Origin of the sequence: Brevundimonas sp. NPDC090276, from assembly GCF_044772165.1 — a bacterium.
Lineage (GTDB): Bacteria > Pseudomonadota > Alphaproteobacteria > Caulobacterales > Caulobacteraceae > Brevundimonas.
The window spans coordinates 1-16,666 of the sequence record NZ_JBIVYK010000007.1 but is presented as its reverse complement, the minus strand read 5'-3'; the positions used below and the strand labels follow the sequence as shown (position 1 = coordinate 16,666).

General features: G+C 64.5%; 18 protein-coding genes, 1 tRNA gene and 1 pseudogene. 15 read left to right on the top strand and 5 right to left on the bottom strand.

What is annotated here, in order from left to right; translation table 11 throughout:
• The 11 genes and pseudogenes from ACIQTU_RS15715 to ACIQTU_RS15665 form a co-directional block, all read left to right on the top strand.
• A pseudogene (locus tag ACIQTU_RS15715) lies at positions 1–1,038 on the top strand (VirB4 family type IV secretion/conjugal transfer ATPase); the annotation flags it as partial.
• 2 nt (positions 1,039–1,040) lie between these two features.
• Positions 1,041–2,258 (top strand): type IV secretion system protein, encoded by a 1,218-nt coding sequence (locus ACIQTU_RS15710; RefSeq protein WP_400549294.1) that lies wholly within the window; start codon positions 1,041–1,043, stop codon positions 2,256–2,258.
• Entirely contained in the window at positions 2,255–3,031 is a 777-nt protein-coding gene (locus ACIQTU_RS15705) for a virB8 family protein (protein WP_400549291.1), read from the top strand. The genes ACIQTU_RS15710 and ACIQTU_RS15705 overlap by 4 nt, the downstream gene beginning before the upstream one ends.
• Positions 3,028–3,741, top strand: coding sequence for a TrbG/VirB9 family P-type conjugative transfer protein (locus tag ACIQTU_RS15700; RefSeq protein WP_400549288.1), 714 nt, complete (start codon positions 3,028–3,030; stop codon positions 3,739–3,741). The genes ACIQTU_RS15705 and ACIQTU_RS15700 overlap by 4 nt, the downstream gene beginning before the upstream one ends.
• Positions 3,738–4,850: a TrbI/VirB10 family protein gene (locus ACIQTU_RS15695; RefSeq protein ID WP_400549285.1), complete on the top strand. Its 1,113-nt coding sequence runs from the start codon at positions 3,738–3,740 to the stop codon at positions 4,848–4,850. Before ACIQTU_RS15700 ends, ACIQTU_RS15695 begins: the two co-directional genes overlap by 4 nt.
• Complete coding sequence (virB11, locus tag ACIQTU_RS15690) at positions 4,847–5,845, top strand: P-type DNA transfer ATPase VirB11 (protein WP_400549282.1); 999 nt, start codon at positions 4,847–4,849, stop codon at positions 5,843–5,845. Before ACIQTU_RS15695 ends, virB11 begins: the two co-directional genes overlap by 4 nt.
• Entirely contained in the window at positions 5,842–6,219 is a 378-nt protein-coding gene (locus tag ACIQTU_RS15685) for a TrbC/VirB2 family protein (protein WP_400549279.1), read from the top strand. Before virB11 ends, ACIQTU_RS15685 begins: the two co-directional genes overlap by 4 nt.
• Before the next feature lie 342 nt (positions 6,220–6,561).
• Entirely contained in the window at positions 6,562–8,271 is a 1,710-nt protein-coding gene (locus ACIQTU_RS15680) for a restriction endonuclease (protein WP_400549276.1), read from the top strand.
• 79 nt (positions 8,272–8,350) lie between these two features.
• Positions 8,351–8,875, top strand: a complete 525-nt coding sequence (locus tag ACIQTU_RS15675; RefSeq protein WP_400549273.1) for a DUF6932 family protein — start codon at positions 8,351–8,353, stop codon at positions 8,873–8,875.
• Positions 8,872–10,146 carry an XRE family transcriptional regulator gene (locus ACIQTU_RS15670; RefSeq protein WP_400549270.1) on the top strand — a complete coding sequence of 425 codons (1,275 nt, stop codon included), beginning with the start codon at positions 8,872–8,874 and terminating at the stop codon, positions 10,144–10,146. The genes ACIQTU_RS15675 and ACIQTU_RS15670 overlap by 4 nt, the downstream gene beginning before the upstream one ends.
• On the top strand, positions 10,137–11,222 hold the full coding sequence (locus tag ACIQTU_RS15665; protein WP_400549267.1) for a beta family protein: 1,086 nt from the start codon (positions 10,137–10,139) through the stop codon (positions 11,220–11,222). Before ACIQTU_RS15670 ends, ACIQTU_RS15665 begins: the two co-directional genes overlap by 10 nt.
• Here ACIQTU_RS15665 and ACIQTU_RS15660 read toward each other — a convergent pair.
• The 4 genes from ACIQTU_RS15660 to ACIQTU_RS15645 form a co-directional block, all read right to left on the bottom strand.
• Positions 11,179–11,814, bottom strand: coding sequence for a sce7726 family protein (locus tag ACIQTU_RS15660; protein ID WP_400549264.1), 636 nt, complete (start codon positions 11,812–11,814; stop codon positions 11,179–11,181). The genes ACIQTU_RS15665 and ACIQTU_RS15660 overlap by 44 nt on opposite strands.
• A gap of 335 nt (positions 11,815–12,149) precedes the next feature.
• A complete protein-coding gene (locus ACIQTU_RS15655; protein WP_400549262.1) occupies positions 12,150–12,488 on the bottom strand; it encodes a hypothetical protein in 339 nt (112 codons plus the stop codon).
• Positions 12,481–12,807, bottom strand: coding sequence for an addiction module antidote protein (locus ACIQTU_RS15650; RefSeq protein ID WP_400549259.1), 327 nt, complete (start codon positions 12,805–12,807; stop codon positions 12,481–12,483). Before ACIQTU_RS15650 ends, ACIQTU_RS15655 begins: the two co-directional genes overlap by 8 nt.
• A gap of 41 nt (positions 12,808–12,848) precedes the next feature.
• Entirely contained in the window at positions 12,849–13,667 is an 819-nt protein-coding gene (locus tag ACIQTU_RS15645) for a hypothetical protein (protein WP_400549256.1), read from the bottom strand.
• Between the two features lie 67 nt (positions 13,668–13,734).
• Between ACIQTU_RS15645 and ACIQTU_RS15640 the strand changes: the two genes are divergently transcribed.
• The 4 genes from ACIQTU_RS15640 (at position 13,735) to ACIQTU_RS15625 (ending at position 16,615) form a co-directional block, all read left to right on the top strand.
• The gene (locus tag ACIQTU_RS15640; protein ID WP_114818741.1) at positions 13,735–13,950 is read left to right on the top strand and encodes a helix-turn-helix domain-containing protein; all 216 of its coding nucleotides are present in this window, start codon (positions 13,735–13,737) and stop codon (positions 13,948–13,950) included.
• Between the two features lie 356 nt (positions 13,951–14,306).
• A complete protein-coding gene (locus tag ACIQTU_RS15635; protein WP_400549253.1) occupies positions 14,307–14,678 on the top strand; it encodes a hypothetical protein in 372 nt (123 codons plus the stop codon).
• A 308-nt stretch (positions 14,679–14,986) separates the two neighbouring features.
• Positions 14,987–15,439 carry a recombinase family protein gene (locus tag ACIQTU_RS15630; protein ID WP_400549250.1) on the top strand — a complete coding sequence of 151 codons (453 nt, stop codon included), beginning with the start codon at positions 14,987–14,989 and terminating at the stop codon, positions 15,437–15,439.
• A gap of 9 nt (positions 15,440–15,448) precedes the next feature.
• Positions 15,449–16,615 (top strand): recombinase family protein, encoded by a 1,167-nt coding sequence (locus ACIQTU_RS15625; protein WP_400549297.1) that lies wholly within the window; start codon positions 15,449–15,451, stop codon positions 16,613–16,615.
• On the opposite strand, the gene ACIQTU_RS15620 is transcribed toward ACIQTU_RS15625, so the two are convergent.
• Positions 16,572–16,648 (bottom strand) — tRNA-Met (locus ACIQTU_RS15620). The genes ACIQTU_RS15625 and ACIQTU_RS15620 overlap by 44 nt on opposite strands.
• Between the last annotated feature and the right edge of the window lie 18 nt (positions 16,649–16,666).

The window sequence follows — 16,666 nt, the reverse complement described above, 5'->3', positions numbered from 1 at the left end:
ATCGGCCCCTCCGGCTCAGGCAAGACGGTCATCCTCAACTTCCTGCTGGCCCAGGCGCGCAAGCTGGATCCGCGCATCATCTTCTTCGACAAGGACCGGGGGGCCGAACTGTTCATCCGCGCCATCGGCGGTCGCTACGACCAGCTACGACCGGGCCAGGCCTCCGGCCTCAATCCGCTTCAGCTCGAAGACACCCCGGCAAATCGTGGTTTCCTAGTCGACTGGCTCAGCCAGCTCGCCGGCGGCGCCGATCTCGAGGAGTTGGAGCGAATCCGAGAGGCCGTCAGCGCCAGCTACGACCAGCCGGCCGCGCACCGTCGCCTGCGCCATCTGGTGGAACTGTTCCGCGGCGGGCATCGCCCTCGCGCCGGCGATCTCTGGTCGCGGCTGCGCCCCTGGTGGGGCGACGGCGAACGCGCCTGGCTGTTCGACAACTCCGATGACCTGACCGACCTCTCGGTCCGGACGGTCGGCTTCGACATGACCGTGCTGCTGGACGATCCGGCCGTGCGTACTCCGGCCATGATGTACCTCTTCCACCGGGTGGAGGAGCGGCTCGATGGCTCCCCCGCCATCATCGTCGTCGACGAGGGCTGGAAGGCGCTGGACGACGAGGTCTTCGTGCGGCGCATCAAGGACTGGGAAAAGACAATCCGCAAGCGCAACGGCATCGTCGGCTTCGCCACCCAGAGCGCGCAGGACGCGCTGGAAAGCCGCATCGCCAGCGCCATCATCGAACAGGCCGCGACCCAGATCTTCATGGTCAACGCCAAGGCCCGCGCGGAGGACTATATCGGCGGCTTCGGCCTGACGCCGCATGAGTACGACCTGATCCGCACCCTGCCGGACAGCGCCCACTGCTTCCTGATCAAGCGCGGCGGCGAAAGCGTCGTCGTCCGTCTCGACCTGTCGGGCGAGAAGGACATTCTGACCATCCTGTCGGGCCGCGAGCGCTCGGTTCGCCTGCTCGACGACATCCGCGCCTCGGTCGGCGATGAACCCGCCGACTGGATGGCCCCGCTGCTGGAGCGGGCCTGACCATGGCGACCTGTCCAAGGCTTTCCACCGGCGAGGCCTTCCTCTCGACCCTGCTGCGCCACATCGACTGCCAGGCACAGACCATCGGCGCCGACGGCTACCAGGCCCTGGCCGATCCCGGCTCGCCCTTCGCCTTGGCGCTGACGGGCCTGCTGACGATCTTCATCGCCCTGTTCGGCCTGCGGATGATGCTCGGCCAGACGCCGACGGTGCGCGACGGGGTCATGGCCGTCGTCAAGATCGGCGTGGTGCTGACGATCGCCGCCAGCTGGCCCGGCTATCGCACCGTCGTCTATGACGTCGTCGTCCAGGGACCGGCGCAACTCAGCGCGGCGCTTGGCCGCGCCGCCGGGCTGCCCGGTAGAGACGGCGATCTGGTCAACCGCCTCCAGAGCGCCGACACCTCCATCATCCGCCTGATCAACTACGGTACCGGACGCGACGACCTCGCCGTCCTGCCCTCAGCCAATCCGAACGAACCGGCGCAACGCACGCCCATCGCCGACAATGCCGCCCTGGGCTGGGCCCGCGTCTTCTTCCTGTCCAGCACCATCGCCGCCTTCGCCGCCGTCCGCCTGACCGCAGGGGTGTTGCTGGCCCTGGCGCCGCTCTTCGCCGGATTGCTGCTGTTTGACATGGCCAGCGGCCTCTTTGTCGGCTGGCTTCGCGCCTTGCTCTTCGCCCTGCTGGCCTCCGTCGCGACGACCATGGTGCTGGGCGTCCAGCTGGCCTTGCTTGAGCCCTGGCTGGCCCAGGTCATCCAGTTGCGCCAGAGCAATGCTCTCGCCGCCGCCGCGCCCATCGAGCTTCTGGTCATCTGCCTGGCCTTCGCCCTCTCCCTGTTCGCATCACTCGGCATCCTCCTGCGTCTGGCCTTCACCGTCCACGTGCAGGCGGGGCGAAGCGAGATGAAGGAGACGGCGCCCGCCCCCGCTCGCCCTGAGCCGCAGCCCAACGTCATGCCGCCGGAGCGGACCGCGCCGGAGCACGCCGCGCCTCGCGCCCAGGCCGTCGCCAGCGCCCTGATGGCGGCGCAGCGCCGCGAGCGGGCCAGCTCTCCGCCCATGTCGACCGGAGCGCTAGCCGCCGTAACAGGTCGCTCGCCTGGCGGCGGTTTCAACACCGGCGACGACTTCGCCATTCCCACCACTGGTCAGGCCCTGCGTCGCACCCGACCGCGGAAATCCGTCAGCGCCGTGCTTCGAGACCGTCGTTCATGAAGAAATCAAGCCGCGAGGCGCTCGACGCCTACTATCGTGAAGCCGGGAGCTGGGCGACGGACAAGATCACCGGCTTGCAGAAGTCTCGCCGCATCGCCTGGATCGTGGCGAGCGCGGCCGCCGCCGTGGCCGTGGCCGAGGCCTGCGCCCTCATCGTGCTGATGCCGCTGAAGACGGTCGAGCCCTATACCCTGATGGTTGATCGCACGACCGGCTTCGTCCAGGCGCTGAAACCGTTAGATCCCGGTCAGATCACGCCGGACAAGGCGCTGGTCCAGTCCATGCTGGTCCAGTACGTCATCGCCCGCGAAGGCTTCGACATGGCCACGCTACAGACCGACTATCGCAAGGTCGGCCTGTGGTCGGCGGAGCAGGCGCGCTCGGACTACCTGGCCCTGATGCAGGCCTCCAACATCGACAGTCCGCTGACGCGCTACCCCCGCACCTCCGTCATTGAGACGCGCGTGAAGAGCGTGTCGCGCTTGGACGACCGATCGGCGCTCGTTCGCTTCGAGACCGTCAGGCGCGACGCCGACGGCCCCTATCATTCCGCCGTGCCCTGGGTCGCCATCGTCGAGTATCGCTTCTCCGGCGAGCCCATGTCCGCCGAGGACCGCTTCCTCAACCCCCTGGGCTTCCAGGTGCTGAAGTACCGGCGCGATCCCGAGACCCTGACCCCGGTCGATGCTGCAACCACGCGCGACATCCAGGACGCCGTGCCGATTGAGGCGGAAGACGTCATGGTCGCCTCCCCAGGGGAGGTGACGCCGTGAAACGCCTCATCCCTCTGCTTGCCCTACTGCTCGGTGCGCCGGCCGTCGCCCAGACGTCGCCCGCCCACATTGAGGCGTCAGCCCAAACCCCGAGCGATCCGCGCCTGCGCGTCATCCCTTATGATCCTGCCCAGGTCGTGCGCCTCACGGCCGCGACCAACTACCAGATGACCTTGATCTTCAGTCCCGATGAGCGGGTGGAGAATGTCGCCATCGGCGACAGCGAGGCCTGGCAGGCGACGCTCAACCGCCGCGGCGACGCCCTCTTCCTCAAGCCGCTGCGCTCGAACGGCGTGACCAATATGACGGTCATCACTGATGCGCGCGTCTACAGCTTCGAGCTGTCGGCGGCCTACGGCCCCACCGCCGAGACGCCCTACACAGTGCGCTTCGCCTATCCCGACGGACGCCCCCGGGACGCAAACGAGCAGACCGCCCAGGCCGAGGTCGGCCGATACAGACTAAGCGGCGCCCGCGCCCTGCGTCCGAGCGCGATCAGCGACGATGGTGTGCGCACCTATGTCGAGTGGCGCGCACAACAGACGCTTCCGGCGGTCTTCGCCATCGACGAACGCGGCGACGAAGTTCTTCTCGACGGTCACATGCGCGACGGACGCTATGTGGTGGACGCCGTCCATCCCACGTTGCTTTTCCGGCTGGAGCGCCAAACCGCGCGCGCCAATCGCATCCGCCCCAGGTCCGCCCGGTGAACGTCCACGTCAAGGATCCCCGCCTTCAAGAAGGCAACGAGGCGGACATCCGCCCCATCGTCGCCAAACGCGGCGGCGGTGCCCCCCTCTGGCTGCTTATCGGCGGCGTCGTTCTGGGCGGCGTCCTGCTGTTCAGCGTTCTGGACGCCCAGCGCCGCGCCCTGACAGCGCCGACGACGCAAGTCCGAACCGCAGATGCGATGCAGATGTCGGCAACCCTTCCGCCGCTCTACATCATCCCCGAGCCGCCGCCTCCTCCGGCTCCGCCGCTTTCCGGGACGGCGGAAATCCTGACGGCGCCGCCGCCGCTGCAACAGGCGTCTCCCCAGCCGCCGGCTTCGCCGTTCGCGCCTCAGCCTCCGCCGCCCAACTACGCGCCGCCGCCCTGGGCTTCATCGTCGCCGCCGATGGCCGCCCCCCCTCAGCCATCCGCCTCAAGCAGCGCAGTCCTGGTGATCGACACCACCACGGGATCGGCGACGATCTCCAACGCTGACAGCGCCGCGACGGATACAAGGGCGGAAGACGGTTCAGTCCAGGCGACACGGCTGGATCGCCGCGCCACGACGGTCCCGCAGGGCACGCTGATCCAGGCGGTGCTTGAGACGGCTCTGGACTCCACGCGACCCGGCCACGTCCGGGCCATCGTGTCTCGCGACGTGACGGGGTTCGACGGCAGCCGCATCCTCATCCCGCGTGGCACGCGGCTGTTCGGCGAATATCAGGCTGACATGGCGGCGGGCCAAAGGCGCGCCCTCGTCCAGTGGACCCGTCTCGTCCGACCGGACGGCGTCACCATGGCTCTCGCCTCCCCGGCCGCCGATATTCAGGGCCGCGCTGGCATTCCCGGCCGCGTCAACAACCACTTCCTCGCCCGCTTCGGCGACGCCTTGCTGCAGACAACCCTGAACGTCGGCGCCAACCTCGCAGGGCAAAGCCTAAGTCGGGACGCCCCCGTCGTGGTCGCCCTGCCGGGCGCCATCCAGGGCGCAGCCGCATCAGCCACGCCTTCCCGGCCCCAGCCGACCCTTCGCGTAGACGCTGGGGTCAGGGTCACAGCGCTGGTCGCCCGCGATCTGGAGTTCCCGTCGGGCGAGGCGAAGCGGTGAACCGCCCGCTCCCTGAAGGCCAGGTCTATCTGCGCAGCTATCTGGCGCCCTTCGCCGACATTCTCGCCCGCGAAGACGTCACGGACGTCTACGTCAACGCCCCCGGAGAGCTCTGGGCGGAAACCTTGGGCGGCGGGATCGAGCATCATCAGGTCGCGGGCCTCACCCATGACGTTCTCATGCGCCTCGCACGTCAGATCGCCGCCTACGCCCACCAGGGCGTCAATCGCGAACACCCTATCCTGTCCGCTGCTCTGCCCGGCGGTGAACGGGTGCAGATCATCATCCCGCCGGCGACGCGGGGCCATATCGCTCTGGCCATCCGCAAGCACGTCTCGTCGGACCTGACCCTGAACGACTACGTCGCCTCCGGCGCCTTCGAGACCACGCAACTCGGCTCAGTCGGCTATCCCTCGGACCTGGACGCGCTTCTTCAGGAGCGGTTGGCGTCCGGCGACATCGCCGGACTGCTCTCCGCCGCCATCAAAGGCCGGCGCAACATCCTGATCTCCGGCGGCACCTCCACCGGCAAGACGACCTTCCTCAACGCCTTGATGCGAGAGATCCCGACCGAAGAGCGGCTGATCTTCATCGAGGACACGCCCGAACTTCATCTGCGCCATCCCAACGCCGTTGGTCTGCTGGCGGCGCGCAGCGCCCTGGGCGAAGCCGCGGTCACGGCGGAGGACCTGCTGAACGCCTCGCTGCGCATGCGGCCAGACAGGGTGATCCTGGGGGAATTACGCGGGCCTGAAGCCTACACCTTTCTGCGGGCCGTCAACACGGGCCACCCAGGATCGATGACGACGGTCCATGCCGACAGCCCCGAACGCGCGATTGAGCAGATCGCCCTCCTCGTTCTGCAGGGCGGAACCCGGCTTAAGCGTGAGGATGTGATCCACTATGTCCGCTCAACCATCGACGTCTATGTGCAGCTGACGCGCAGTGGGGGACGGCGGGGCGTGTCGGAGATCAAGCTGCGAGCGCAACCATGACACTAGGTGTCGCCACCGGATCCGCTGCCCCCAACGTGTTCCTCGCGGGGACGCAATGGGTGCAGGAGCTCCTATTGGGGCCTGTTGCAACAAGCATCGCCGTCATAGCCGTGGCTTCCCTCGGGTTGCTAATGTTGTCCGGTCGGATGAACATCCGGCGTGCAGCCACGGTGATTGTTGGTTGCTTCATCCTGTTCGGCGCGGCGAGCATCGCCCAAGGCCTACATGGCGTGAGTTTGGCCTTCACAGGGAAGGCTCCAAGACCGCAGTCTATTCTGGCGCCGCTGCCGCCATCGATAGATGCTCTATCTTCGCAGCCGAAACAGACCGATGGGCCTGCTGACCCTTACGCTGGGGCATCGGTAAGACGCTAAAGAACTATGGCCTCTTCGACATCTTCGAGGCTGATGCCCCCTGACGACAGAAACGCGCCACAAGCGGTCTTTCACTGTCGCTCGTAAACACGACATTCCGCGCGTATGCGCAGACAGCTTTCAGGCGCGGTGAGTTCGCAAACTGACGCTTAACGGATTTTGAGGACGCTTGCTGTCAGGGCCCTAAGTAGGCAGCGGAACCGCAGTTTGGAGTATCGCAAACGGCCAGTGGCGCATGCGTTCTTTCCTGAAGAGGAAATACCCAGGGTTGCGCCCTCGTAGGCGAGAGGTACATCTCCCAACGCACAACTTTCGTTGATTCGCGTTCTTCCAGGGGGATTTGTGGCGGACCTCGTTCTTAGATCATCCAACCTCGACAATATCGTCGCCAGTCCTCTCACCGCGCGCTGGAACGCCGCCGGTACGCGCATCCTTCGTTACTACATCGACGTGCGCCATTCGAAGATGAACCTGCATCGGGAGCTTAGCGCGCCGGAGAGGTTCATTCTCCAGAGCAAGGTCGACGCCCTGCTCGCCGCCTGGGACGAGAAGTGGGAGCAGCATCAGATCAAGGCCCTGCTGCAGTCCGGCAAGGAGTCGGCGGACGAGATGACGGCGGACGCCCTTCAGCGGCTCGACAGCCTGGGCCGTATCCTGGCGCACACCCTCTCGATCAACGACGCTGTCGACTGGGAAGCTCTGAAGGACCGTAGCGCCTATCCAATGCCTCTGCGCTTCCCGCAGGCAAAGCCCGTCTTCACCCCTTTCCCCGCCCCGACCTTTACGGCGCCGACCATCTCTTTCTGGAACCGTTTGATCGGCAAGGCAGAGCGCATCAGCGAGGAGGCCGCCGGCAAGCATCGCGAAGCCGTGGCCGCCTGGGAGGCCCAGGAAGCGCTCGGCCGCTCCCGCCACGCCGCCGAGGTCGGTCACTGGCAGAAGGCCGAGAAAGACTTCTGGGACGAGCACGAGGTCGCCAACAACGCCTTCCTCGCCGAACAGGCCGAAGCCAACGCCAAGGTCGACGCCCTGCGTATGTCTGTGTCAGCGGGCGATCCGGAAGCGGTCGTCGAACACGCCAGTCTCGTTTTGGAGGCCTCCGACTACAACGGTCTGTTCGAGAAGTCATACGAAGTCCGGCACCGGCCTGAGGATCGCCTGCTGCTCGTCAGCTACGACCTGCCCGCGCCGGACACCCTGCCGGCCGTGAAGATCGTGCGGTTCATCAAGGCCACCGGGGAAATGAAGGAGACCCTGATCTCCGAACGTGATCACAAGGCCAATTTCGAAAGCGTCGCCTATCAAATCTGCCTGCGCACGCTGCACGAATTGTTCGAAGCGGACGTTGATCGCAACATTGATCGCATCCTCTTCAATGGTCAGGTCGAATACGTCGACCCCCGCACCGGTCAGGAAGCCCGCGCCTGCCTGCTGTCGGTCCTGGTGGATCGCGCCAGCTTCGAGGCGATCGATCTCGCCCGCGTCGACCCCAAGGCATGTTTCAAGAGCCTCAAGGGAGTGTCCGCAGCCAGCCTAGCCTCGCTGACCGCCGTGCCGCCTGTCATGGAGATGGACCGCGAAGACCGTCGCTTCATCGAGGGTCGAGACGTCGCGCAGACCCTTGATGAAGGCACGAACCTCGCCAGCATGTCGTGGGAGGACTTCGAGCATCTGGTCCGCGAACTTTTCGAGGAGGAGTTCCGCTCGCGCGGCGGCGAGGTCAAGGTCACGCGTTCCAGCAGCGACGGGGGCGTGGACGCCGTCGCCTTCGACCCCGACCCAATCAGCGGCGGCAAGATCGTCATCCAGGCCAAACGCTATACCCGTACGGTTGGCGTCGCAGCGGTACGCGACCTCTATGGCACGGTCATGAACGAAGGTGCCTCCAAGGGGATTTTGGTCACGACTGCGGACTATGGGCCCGACGCCTATCAGTTCGCCAACGGCAAGCCCCTCACCCTGCTGAACGGGGCCAACCTCCTACATCTGATGGACAAGCACGGCCGTCGCGCCCGGATCGACATTCGCGAGGCCAGACAGGCGGCATCCTGAAGCGCAGCAACGCCCTGGGCAGCCCTCCCGCTGATGTCAGTTGGAAGGACGAGGAGAGCCGATCGAGTTGGTGATTTGATTGAACACCGAACGGCGGCTTGCGAAATTTGACCTTCTTACACAACAATATTATTGTGTTCCTATGATCCCTGATTTCATTGATCTGGGCTCGCCGGCGCCTTGGCCGGTCTTGCCTCCCGGCATTCACGATGCCGCCCTCGCCGAGGTGTCGGCGCGGTTCGCCACGACGCCGCATCGGGCCTGGCTCTATGGAGGCTTCCTGCGCGTCGTCGAGAATCTCGAAGCGGCGGGATGTCGGACTATCTTTCTGGACGGCAGCTTCATCACGGCCAAACCCCACCCCGGGGATTTCGACGGCTGCTGGGACCTCACCGGTGTCGATCCGTTGAAGCTGGATCCTGTGCTGCTGGATTTCACCAACAAGCGGGCGGCGCAGAAGGCCAAGTATCTTGGCGAGATGTTCCTCGTGGAGTTGCCGCACGATCCCGGACTTCTGGGCTTTTTTCAGACCGAGAAATTCACTGATCGCCCCAAGGGCATCATCCGCATCAACCTCAACGCGCCGAAAGGAGCGACCCTGTGATCACCAACGACAAACAGTACCGCTCGGCCCGCGCGGCCATCGAACGGCTCAAGGCCGATCTCGTCCGCCTCGGCGAGGCGACGACCGAGGTTCATCCGCTCCTGCGCAAGGCCCAGTCGGATGGGCTGAAAAGCCAGATCGACGAGCTGGAAGCTGAGGTGGCGGAGTATGATGCGCTTCAGTCGGGCGCGGTCACTGACTTCGAGGCCGAGGGTCTCCACGACCTCCCGGACATCCTGATCCGCGCCCGGATCGCCCGGCGAATGAGCCAGAAGGACCTGGGCGCCTTCCTCGGGATCGCCGAACAGCAGGTTCAGCGCTACGAGGCCGAACGCTACCGGTCGGCTAGTCTCGAACGGTTGTCCGAAGTGACGGCGGCGCTCGACATCACCGTGCGGGAAAGCGCTCAGCTTCGCGCCGCCCCACCGACCGCCGATGCCGCCCTGGCTACCTATCCCGTCACCGAGATGTTCAAGCGCGGCTATTTTGATGACTTCCGGGGCAATGCGGCTGAGGCGCGGAAGACCGCCGATGTCCTCGTTCCCGCCTTCTTCCGGCAGGCCGCCTACGCCCTGCAACCGATGGCGCTGCATCGCCGCACCTTCCGCAGCGGTTCGAACCCGCAGATGGGCGCATTGGCAGCGTGGGAAGCGCGGGTCTGTATCTTGGCAGACCGGCAACGCCCGCCTTTGGCCTTCGACCCGGCGACGGTCACTGCGGACTGGCTGAACGGCCTAGTTCGCCTGAGCCCCTACGAGGATGGCGTCGGACGCGCACGGCAGTATCTTTTTGATGCTGGCATCGCCTTGGTCTTGGAACCTCACCTGCCCGGCACCCTGGTTGACGGAGCGGCGCTCCGCAGTCCGTCGCATGTCGCGATCGCCGCCCTCACCCTGCGCCATGACCGGCTGGACAATTTCTGGTTCACCCTGCTGCATGAGGTCGGCCACCTAGCGCTGCACATCCGGGAAGGCGGCTACCAAGCCATATTCGACGATACGGACGCCCCGGACGCCTCCCCGATTGAGGACGAGGCGGACAGGTTCGCCCAGCAGGCGCTGATCCCTGAGGAACAGTGGCGCCTCTGCGTGTCCCGCTTCACCCGCACGGAGAAGGCGGTCACGACCGACGCCGCCCGCCTGGGCATCCATCCGGCGATCATCGCCGGCAGGATCCGTCGTGAAGCCGGGGACTACACCCTGCTACGTGGTCTCGTCGGCACCGGCGAGGTTCGACTGCAGGCGGCGCAGGAGGGTCTGGCATGGGAGTGAGCGCCAAGACCTATGTCCCGGTGCTGAAATGGCGACAGGGCGAGTACCAAGCCCTGATGCGGCTTCACGCCGCCACCAAAGCGCAGGTCAAGCCGCTGATCGAGGTAACGCCGCCGGAATGGGACTTCGAGACCCACAAGTTTAAGAAGACCATCGACAGTCAGCTGACGCCCTTCGCCTCACGGCTCGAGAAGAAGTGGGGGACGCGTCCGGCCTTCCTGGACACGAGCCTGCTTGATCCCGTCGCGCGGATGATCGGCAGCGTGCATCCCCTAACCTATCTAATGGATGAGGCCCGGTCCCGGGGCGGAACCGTCACCCCGGTTACGAGCTTGGGTCGGGACCTTGCCCATTACAATGCGATCGCATCCGCCCTGGCGATGGACGGCCGTGGAGTCGCCGTACGGGTCAGTCTGGACGACATTGCGGACCCGGGCTTTCCAGCGACCCTGGCCAGCCTTGTCAACTCACTGGGCGCGGCTCTGCCGCAGACCGATCTGATCCTCGATCTGGCCGCGAAGAATTTCGAGCCGCTCGCCGATCTAATCGCCCTGGTGAGCGCCCTGCTGCAGTCGAGCCCCGTCTATGTCGAGGTGCGGAGCCTGATCCTAGTCGGAACTTCCTTCCCGGCGTCCATGGGCGAAGTCAAGGTGGGCAGCCACATCCTGCCGCGGCAGGAATGGAAGCTGTACAAGGGCGTCGCGGCCGCCCTTCCCGCAAGCTTCCGAACGCTCACTTTTGGCGACTACGCCATCGCTTCCGCCGACATTCCCGGGGGTGACATGCGGCTGCTCAAGCCCTCGGCCACCATTCGCTACACCGTCACGGACGGCTGGTTCATCACCAAGGGCAACAATGTCCGCGACAACGGCTTCGACCAGTATCGGGGCCAGTGCGGGACTGTGATCTCTTCAGGCCATATGGCGGCGACGGGCTATTCGGCCGGTAGCGACTACATCCGCGACTGCCACGCAAAGACGAAAAGTACGGGCAATCTGACGACTTGGCGCTGGGTGGGCACCAATCACCACATCACGCGGGTCGTGGACGATCTCGCCAGTTTCCACGGTCCTTGAGTGTCCGGCGCACGAGCTCGGCCAGTTTCGTCTTGGGATAGCGAGCCACCAGCTCGGCGTAGAGAACTGCCCGCGGGGCTCGAAGGAGGCGGGCGTCGCAGTCATGGCGCTCGAGAATAGCGCGGACCTCGTCGCGCCAGAGCAACCGCGCCACGGTCATCGGATCCGTCGATCGGTTGGCCCGCTCTGCCCGCAATCGCCGGAAGACGACAGCTCCGTTCGCCGCGCGGCGGGCCGAGACGACCCCCCACCAGTCCGGCAGGAGCGAAAGGGCCTGCGGGAGGTGCCGCTCGTCGGCGATCAGGGTCGCCCGATCGACGACGCGACCATAGGCCTCGACTTGTCGCGGCAAGCGGTCGAGGTTGTCCGCCTCTGCCTTGATCTCGACGCCCCGGATATGTCCGTTGATGACCGCAATGTCGACGCGCGAGGTGCCGTGGGCGAGGCCGAGTTCATTGACGATCAGGGTGTCTGGTGTGCTGGCCGCATGCGCCAAGAGGCGGCTCATCGCCGCCGCGCGCAAGTCCGCGTCCTTTAGTCGAGGTCTCATTGCAATGTCATGCCGGAGCTGCAGCGCCGAGGCAATCGCCATGCCCCGCTGCTACGCGCGGTTTTGGGCAGAGCATGAGGCGAAAATCACATCCTGGCGCTCCACGGCGTGGAACGATGTAGGCGCGCTTCGATCCAGGGGAGAACCTTCCGAGCTGGCCCAACGAGGCATATCATAGCCTTCGGCGGCTGATCGGGGCCTCACCCAAAACCAGACCTCACCGAGGACCGTGTTGAGTCAGAAGCAGTCCACCTGGATGGCCTCCAGGAGCACCGCTGATTGTCTGACGCTACTCGCTGCGGCGCGCCTCAATGAGGCTAGCGTCCGATAGGCCCGCGGTGGAATGCGCCCCCACCTACGCGCCTCTTTCAAGTCCTCTAACGAGAGGTCTCTTTCGCCCCGCATTTTTCGATCAGAGATTCACCTGGAACAAAGACGCGGACGCCCGCCCCCTCCGGTTCGCCTTTTGCGTGAGCTATAGCTTCGCTGAGGGCACACATTAGAGCCTCGAAATCACCGTCACGCCGTTGTTTAAGAGTTCGACGATCAATCATGGTGTCCATACCCTCGGCGTTCAAAAGGCTCGCCCCGGATGCAGAGGCCAATTTCACGAAATAAGTCGGCAAGAATGAAGGCTCACGATACGCGAACACATCGTCAAACTCGTCGATGTGGCTGGCAATGTTGAAGGACCGCGCCTTCAACGTCTCATCCACATCCTTTCCCGGTCCGTACGTCGTTCTTCGCCGCAAAGCGGATATGCATGCCCAGACCCCGCGCAATCTTCAGCACCGCCTCGAAACTCGGATGAGCCCCCTTTGCGAGCGCCGTTTCGAGTTCCTCTAGCGTGAGGCCGGCGCTCATCGCCACAGCCGTCGCAGAGCCGCTCGCGCGGACGGCGATGCCCAGCGCCCCGAGAATCTCTCCGACATCATCGCCCGCCTCTTCCGCAACCACGTCGACATAAGCGGCCATGCGCTCGGGGTCGGTAAGCGCTTCGGCCGGATCAAAAATGGTGATGCCTAACCCAGACATTATCCTGAACTCCCCTCTCACGTTGCTCGTGCGATCTTGCCTCACCCCACGACCTCCAATCGCCCGGCAGGGCGATCAAGGCGCGTCGACCGGACGCGATAGGGCCCGCGTAACGCTTGGAGTCGAGCGCCGGGCGCCAATCTATGTCGCTCGGAGAATAGCGCTCCATATTCATCTGCGCGACCTAGCAGCCCGACGAAACCATCATGCACAAGCGCCAGCTCCGCAGTCTGATCTTCGAAAGCGCATAAGTCCGACCGCACTTGCCGAACATCGTAGGGCCGGACGAAACGCTCATGAGAAAGATATTGGCGCCACCGCGTTTGCAAGATCGCCAATCGATCACCAGCGTGGGGATCCACCCTTTCTTGCAGCTGTCCCAGGTAGCAATGAATGGCTTCTTCCGCTTCGGTCGCCGCTTTAATCAAGTCCCGCGCATGCGTCGTTCGCCAGACCAGATCCAGCCGATCAGCAAGGAGACCGTCCCCATTGAGAAGCGGCTCCAAGCTCAGTTCGATATCGCCGCAGAGGTAGAGGTCTAGGTCGTCCACGCGAACGAATGGGAGCAATTGACGAAGCCCTTCGCGCACTTGGCCCTCATCTAGATCCAGGAGGGCCTCCAAATCCACATCATGCACAGCAACGACATAGGGACTTTCCGACCGCTTCTGCACCCGCCTCTCCCACAGCAGCAACAGGATTTGCAGAACCTGAGCCCCCTCCGGGCCGAGTCCGCCAGCGACAGCCCGGCGCATGGCGTCCAGGGACGCGAGATGAACAAGCTGCTTCAACTCGGCTCCATCCAGATGGGTCTCTTCTCCAATTAGATAATCCAGAGCCAAGAGGCCTTCAGTCCACATGTCAGTCCCCATGAATTCACACTGATAGTGTGTAGATGACCGCAACACTCAGCTGCAAGTCAAGGAGGTGGAAACCGATCCGGACCTTCTCGCCTTCGGTAAGGCCGTGAGGCAGCTAAGGCTTGCGCGCGAGCTCAGCCAGGAGGAGCTGGCGCACCGGTCGGAGCTGCATCGGAATTATATCGGCGGCATAGAACGCGGAGAACGCAACGTCGGCATCAAGGCGGTGTTTGCGCTGGCGCGAGGCCTGAACTGCAAAGTGGCAGACTTTTTCAGCAGCTAGAGCTGCGTGCTCAAGCGGGCCTGCAGTTGGCAGCCGCCACCCCAACCCAGATTTATGGACGCCTCTCTCGAGCTCCATTCGCCCCGCTCAAGAGGGTGAAAGCCCCTACCGCAGTCGGTGTTTGCGCATACTCAGGTCAGGGCCAGCCCGCACGCGGGACTCTGTCGACAACGCCCATGGGCGCGGCACACATTACGCACAACTGCGTCGCCGTAACTTGCTGATATCATTCACCAATAAAACTACGAATGGAGTTACACTTTCCACACCCCTCAGGCCAAATGTCACTTTTCCCAACATTTTCCACACACTAAGGTGTCACACCTCTGACACCCCGCTACACGAATTGGTGGTTAATGCCCTCTCTCAACCCGCGTATCGTCACGAACATCTCACCCCATTATCAACGCTTGATGGCCGAGAAGCTCGCCGGCACGGGCGTCAGCGTCAGTGAGTATCTTCGGCGTTTGATCATCACCGACCTGGAGGGCCATCAGGACTATATGGTGAAGCTCATGGGCCACCGGCTCGTGCAGGCTTCCGTCCATTTGGCAGCTCTATCGAAGGATCGCTTCAGCGAACAAGAGTTCACCCAATTAAGGACCATGGCGGCTGACATTGGCGTCGCCGCCTTTGGTCCCCTCCCCGTCCGTCCATACGATTTTGATAGACCGCCTGAAGTCATGGCAAAGCTGCAGATCCTTCACGACCTGCTTGATGGACTTTAGGCTGCGGGGCGACGCGAGCAGCAGCAGCCATGCGCGCCAATGCCAGCGGCCGCCTCATCGGCATCGAAGGCGACCTGTCCTGCCATCATCCTAGCCGATGCGGACAGCGTCGCCTTCAAGTCGCCGCTGCCTATCGCCACGACCATACGCAATCATGCTCAGACCATCGCTCTGGACACATCCCTCCCGCCCGAAGCCCGAGCCGCCTTGGCGGAAGACCTTCTCGCCGGGCTCGTCCGCGCCCTAGCGCGGGTGGCGGTGGAAATGCAAACCTGCCCTTCCCCTCCCCTTTCTGAGCCCAAACTCTGATGCGCGCAGCCCTTTACGCTCGCTTTTCTAGCGATCTGCAGAAGCAGACCTCGATCGAGGATCAGTTCCTCGCATGCCGCACCTTCGCCGCCCGCCAGGGCATCAAGATCGTCGACGCCTATGACGACGCCGCCATCTCCGGCGCCTCGACCGCCAACCGTCCCGGCCTTCTTTCCATGGTGCGAGCCGCCAAGCGTGGCGAGTTCAACGTGGTGATCTGCGAAGCTCTAGATCGACTGTCGCGATCGCAGGCTGATATCGCCGCCATCTATGAGGACCTGCGCTTCCACGGCGTCGCCATTCACACGATCTCGGAAGGCGCCGTCGACGAACTGCACGTCGGCCTGAAAGGCACGATGAACGCCCTCTTCCTCCAGGAAATCCGCCGAAAGACCCGGCGGGGCCTGGAGGGCGTGGTTCGTGATGGCCGCCACACCGGCGGGCGGGTCTAAGGTTACGCCATCCGCCGCGAATTCGACGCGGCGGGCGAACCGATCAGGGGTCTTCGCGATATCATCCCGACCGAGGCCGAGGTCGTCGTCGAGATCTTTCGCAAGTACGCCGCGGGCGCCTCCCCGCGCGCCATAGCGGCAGACCTGAATGCGCGTGGCGTCCGCAGCCCTAGAGGCGGGACCTGGAACGCCTCGACCATCAACGGCAACGCCGATCGCGGCAACGGCGTCATCCACAACGAACTCTATCGCGGCATTCTGGTATTCGGACGGCAGACCTGGCTGAAGGATCGGAGCACCGGCGCTCGCAATGCGCGCAAGGGCGATCCCGCCAACATCGTCCGCCAGGAGGTTGCGGCCCTGCGAATCGTGCCGGAAGATCTCTGGCTCAAGGTCCGAGCCCGCTATGAAGAAAACAGGCTAGGCCCGCAGAAGACATCGTCATTGGCGTCGGTGCGACCCAAGCATCTCCTCAGCGGCAAGCTGACTTGCGGCTGCTGCGGCGGCCCCATGATCCGCAGCGGCTCTGAACAGAGGTTCGTCTGCTCATGGAGACGCGAGCGCGGTCCGGCCGCCTGCGACAACGGGCGCGGCGTCAAAGGCGCCGACATCATTGACCGGGTCCTGGCGGCCCTCAGGGATCGCCTTCTGGCGCCTGACATCGTCGCCTCCGCCATGGAAGAGGCGCGCCTCGAAATGGACAAGCGCAATCGAGACATCCGGGGGCGACGAAGCAAGCTGGAATCCGACCTGGCGGAAGCCAAGCGCCGGTCGGACCGGCTGATCGACCAAGTGGCCGACGGCGCCCTGAGCGGCGCCGCGATCAAGGAGAAACTGGCCGCCCTCGAGGCCCAGCGCGCGACGCTGGAAGCAGAACTGGCGGCTGAGGAAGCGCTCTCGCCGGTGTCCCTGCACCCAGGAATCGCCGAGCATTATCGCCGCGTGGTGAGCGACCTCGCCCAGGCGCTTCACCTCAGCGACAGCGAGGCAGCGGCGGAGGCCCGCGATCTGGTGCGCCGCCTGATCGAGACGGTCGTGGTCACGCCGCTGCCGGAACGGGGCAAGTATGCGCTGACCGTGAAAGGCAAAATCGCCGCCCTGGTGAACCAGGACGGCGATTGTACTACTGTAGTGGGTGCGGGAGCAGGATTTGAACCTGCGACCTTCAGGTTATGAGCCTGACGAGCTACCGGGCTGCTCCATCCCGCGGCAAGGCGGAGAGTGAGG

What these genes read in the sequence shown, in the direction of transcription:
- ACIQTU_RS15705 (WP_400549291.1), top strand. Translation starts at nt 2,255, where the DNA reads ATGAAGAAATCAAGCCGCGAGGCGCTCGACGCCTACTATCGTGAAGCC.
- ACIQTU_RS15685 (WP_400549279.1), top strand. Translation starts at nt 5,842, where the DNA reads ATGACACTAGGTGTCGCCACCGGATCCGCTGCCCCCAACGTGTTCCTC.
- ACIQTU_RS15660 (WP_400549264.1), bottom strand. Translation starts at nt 11,814, where the DNA reads ATGGCGATTGCCTCGGCGCTGCAGCTCCGGCATGACATTGCAATGAGA.
- ACIQTU_RS15630 (WP_400549250.1), top strand. Translation starts at nt 14,987, where the DNA reads ATGCGCGCAGCCCTTTACGCTCGCTTTTCTAGCGATCTGCAGAAGCAG.
- ACIQTU_RS15635 (WP_400549253.1), top strand. Translation starts at nt 14,307, where the DNA reads ATGCCCTCTCTCAACCCGCGTATCGTCACGAACATCTCACCCCATTAT.
- ACIQTU_RS15650 (WP_400549259.1), bottom strand. Translation starts at nt 12,807, where the DNA reads ATGTCTGGGTTAGGCATCACCATTTTTGATCCGGCCGAAGCGCTTACC.
- ACIQTU_RS15665 (WP_400549267.1), top strand. Translation starts at nt 10,137, where the DNA reads ATGGGAGTGAGCGCCAAGACCTATGTCCCGGTGCTGAAATGGCGACAG.
- ACIQTU_RS15710 (WP_400549294.1), top strand. Translation starts at nt 1,041, where the DNA reads ATGGCGACCTGTCCAAGGCTTTCCACCGGCGAGGCCTTCCTCTCGACC.
- ACIQTU_RS15645 (WP_400549256.1), bottom strand. Translation starts at nt 13,667, where the DNA reads ATGTGGACTGAAGGCCTCTTGGCTCTGGATTATCTAATTGGAGAAGAG.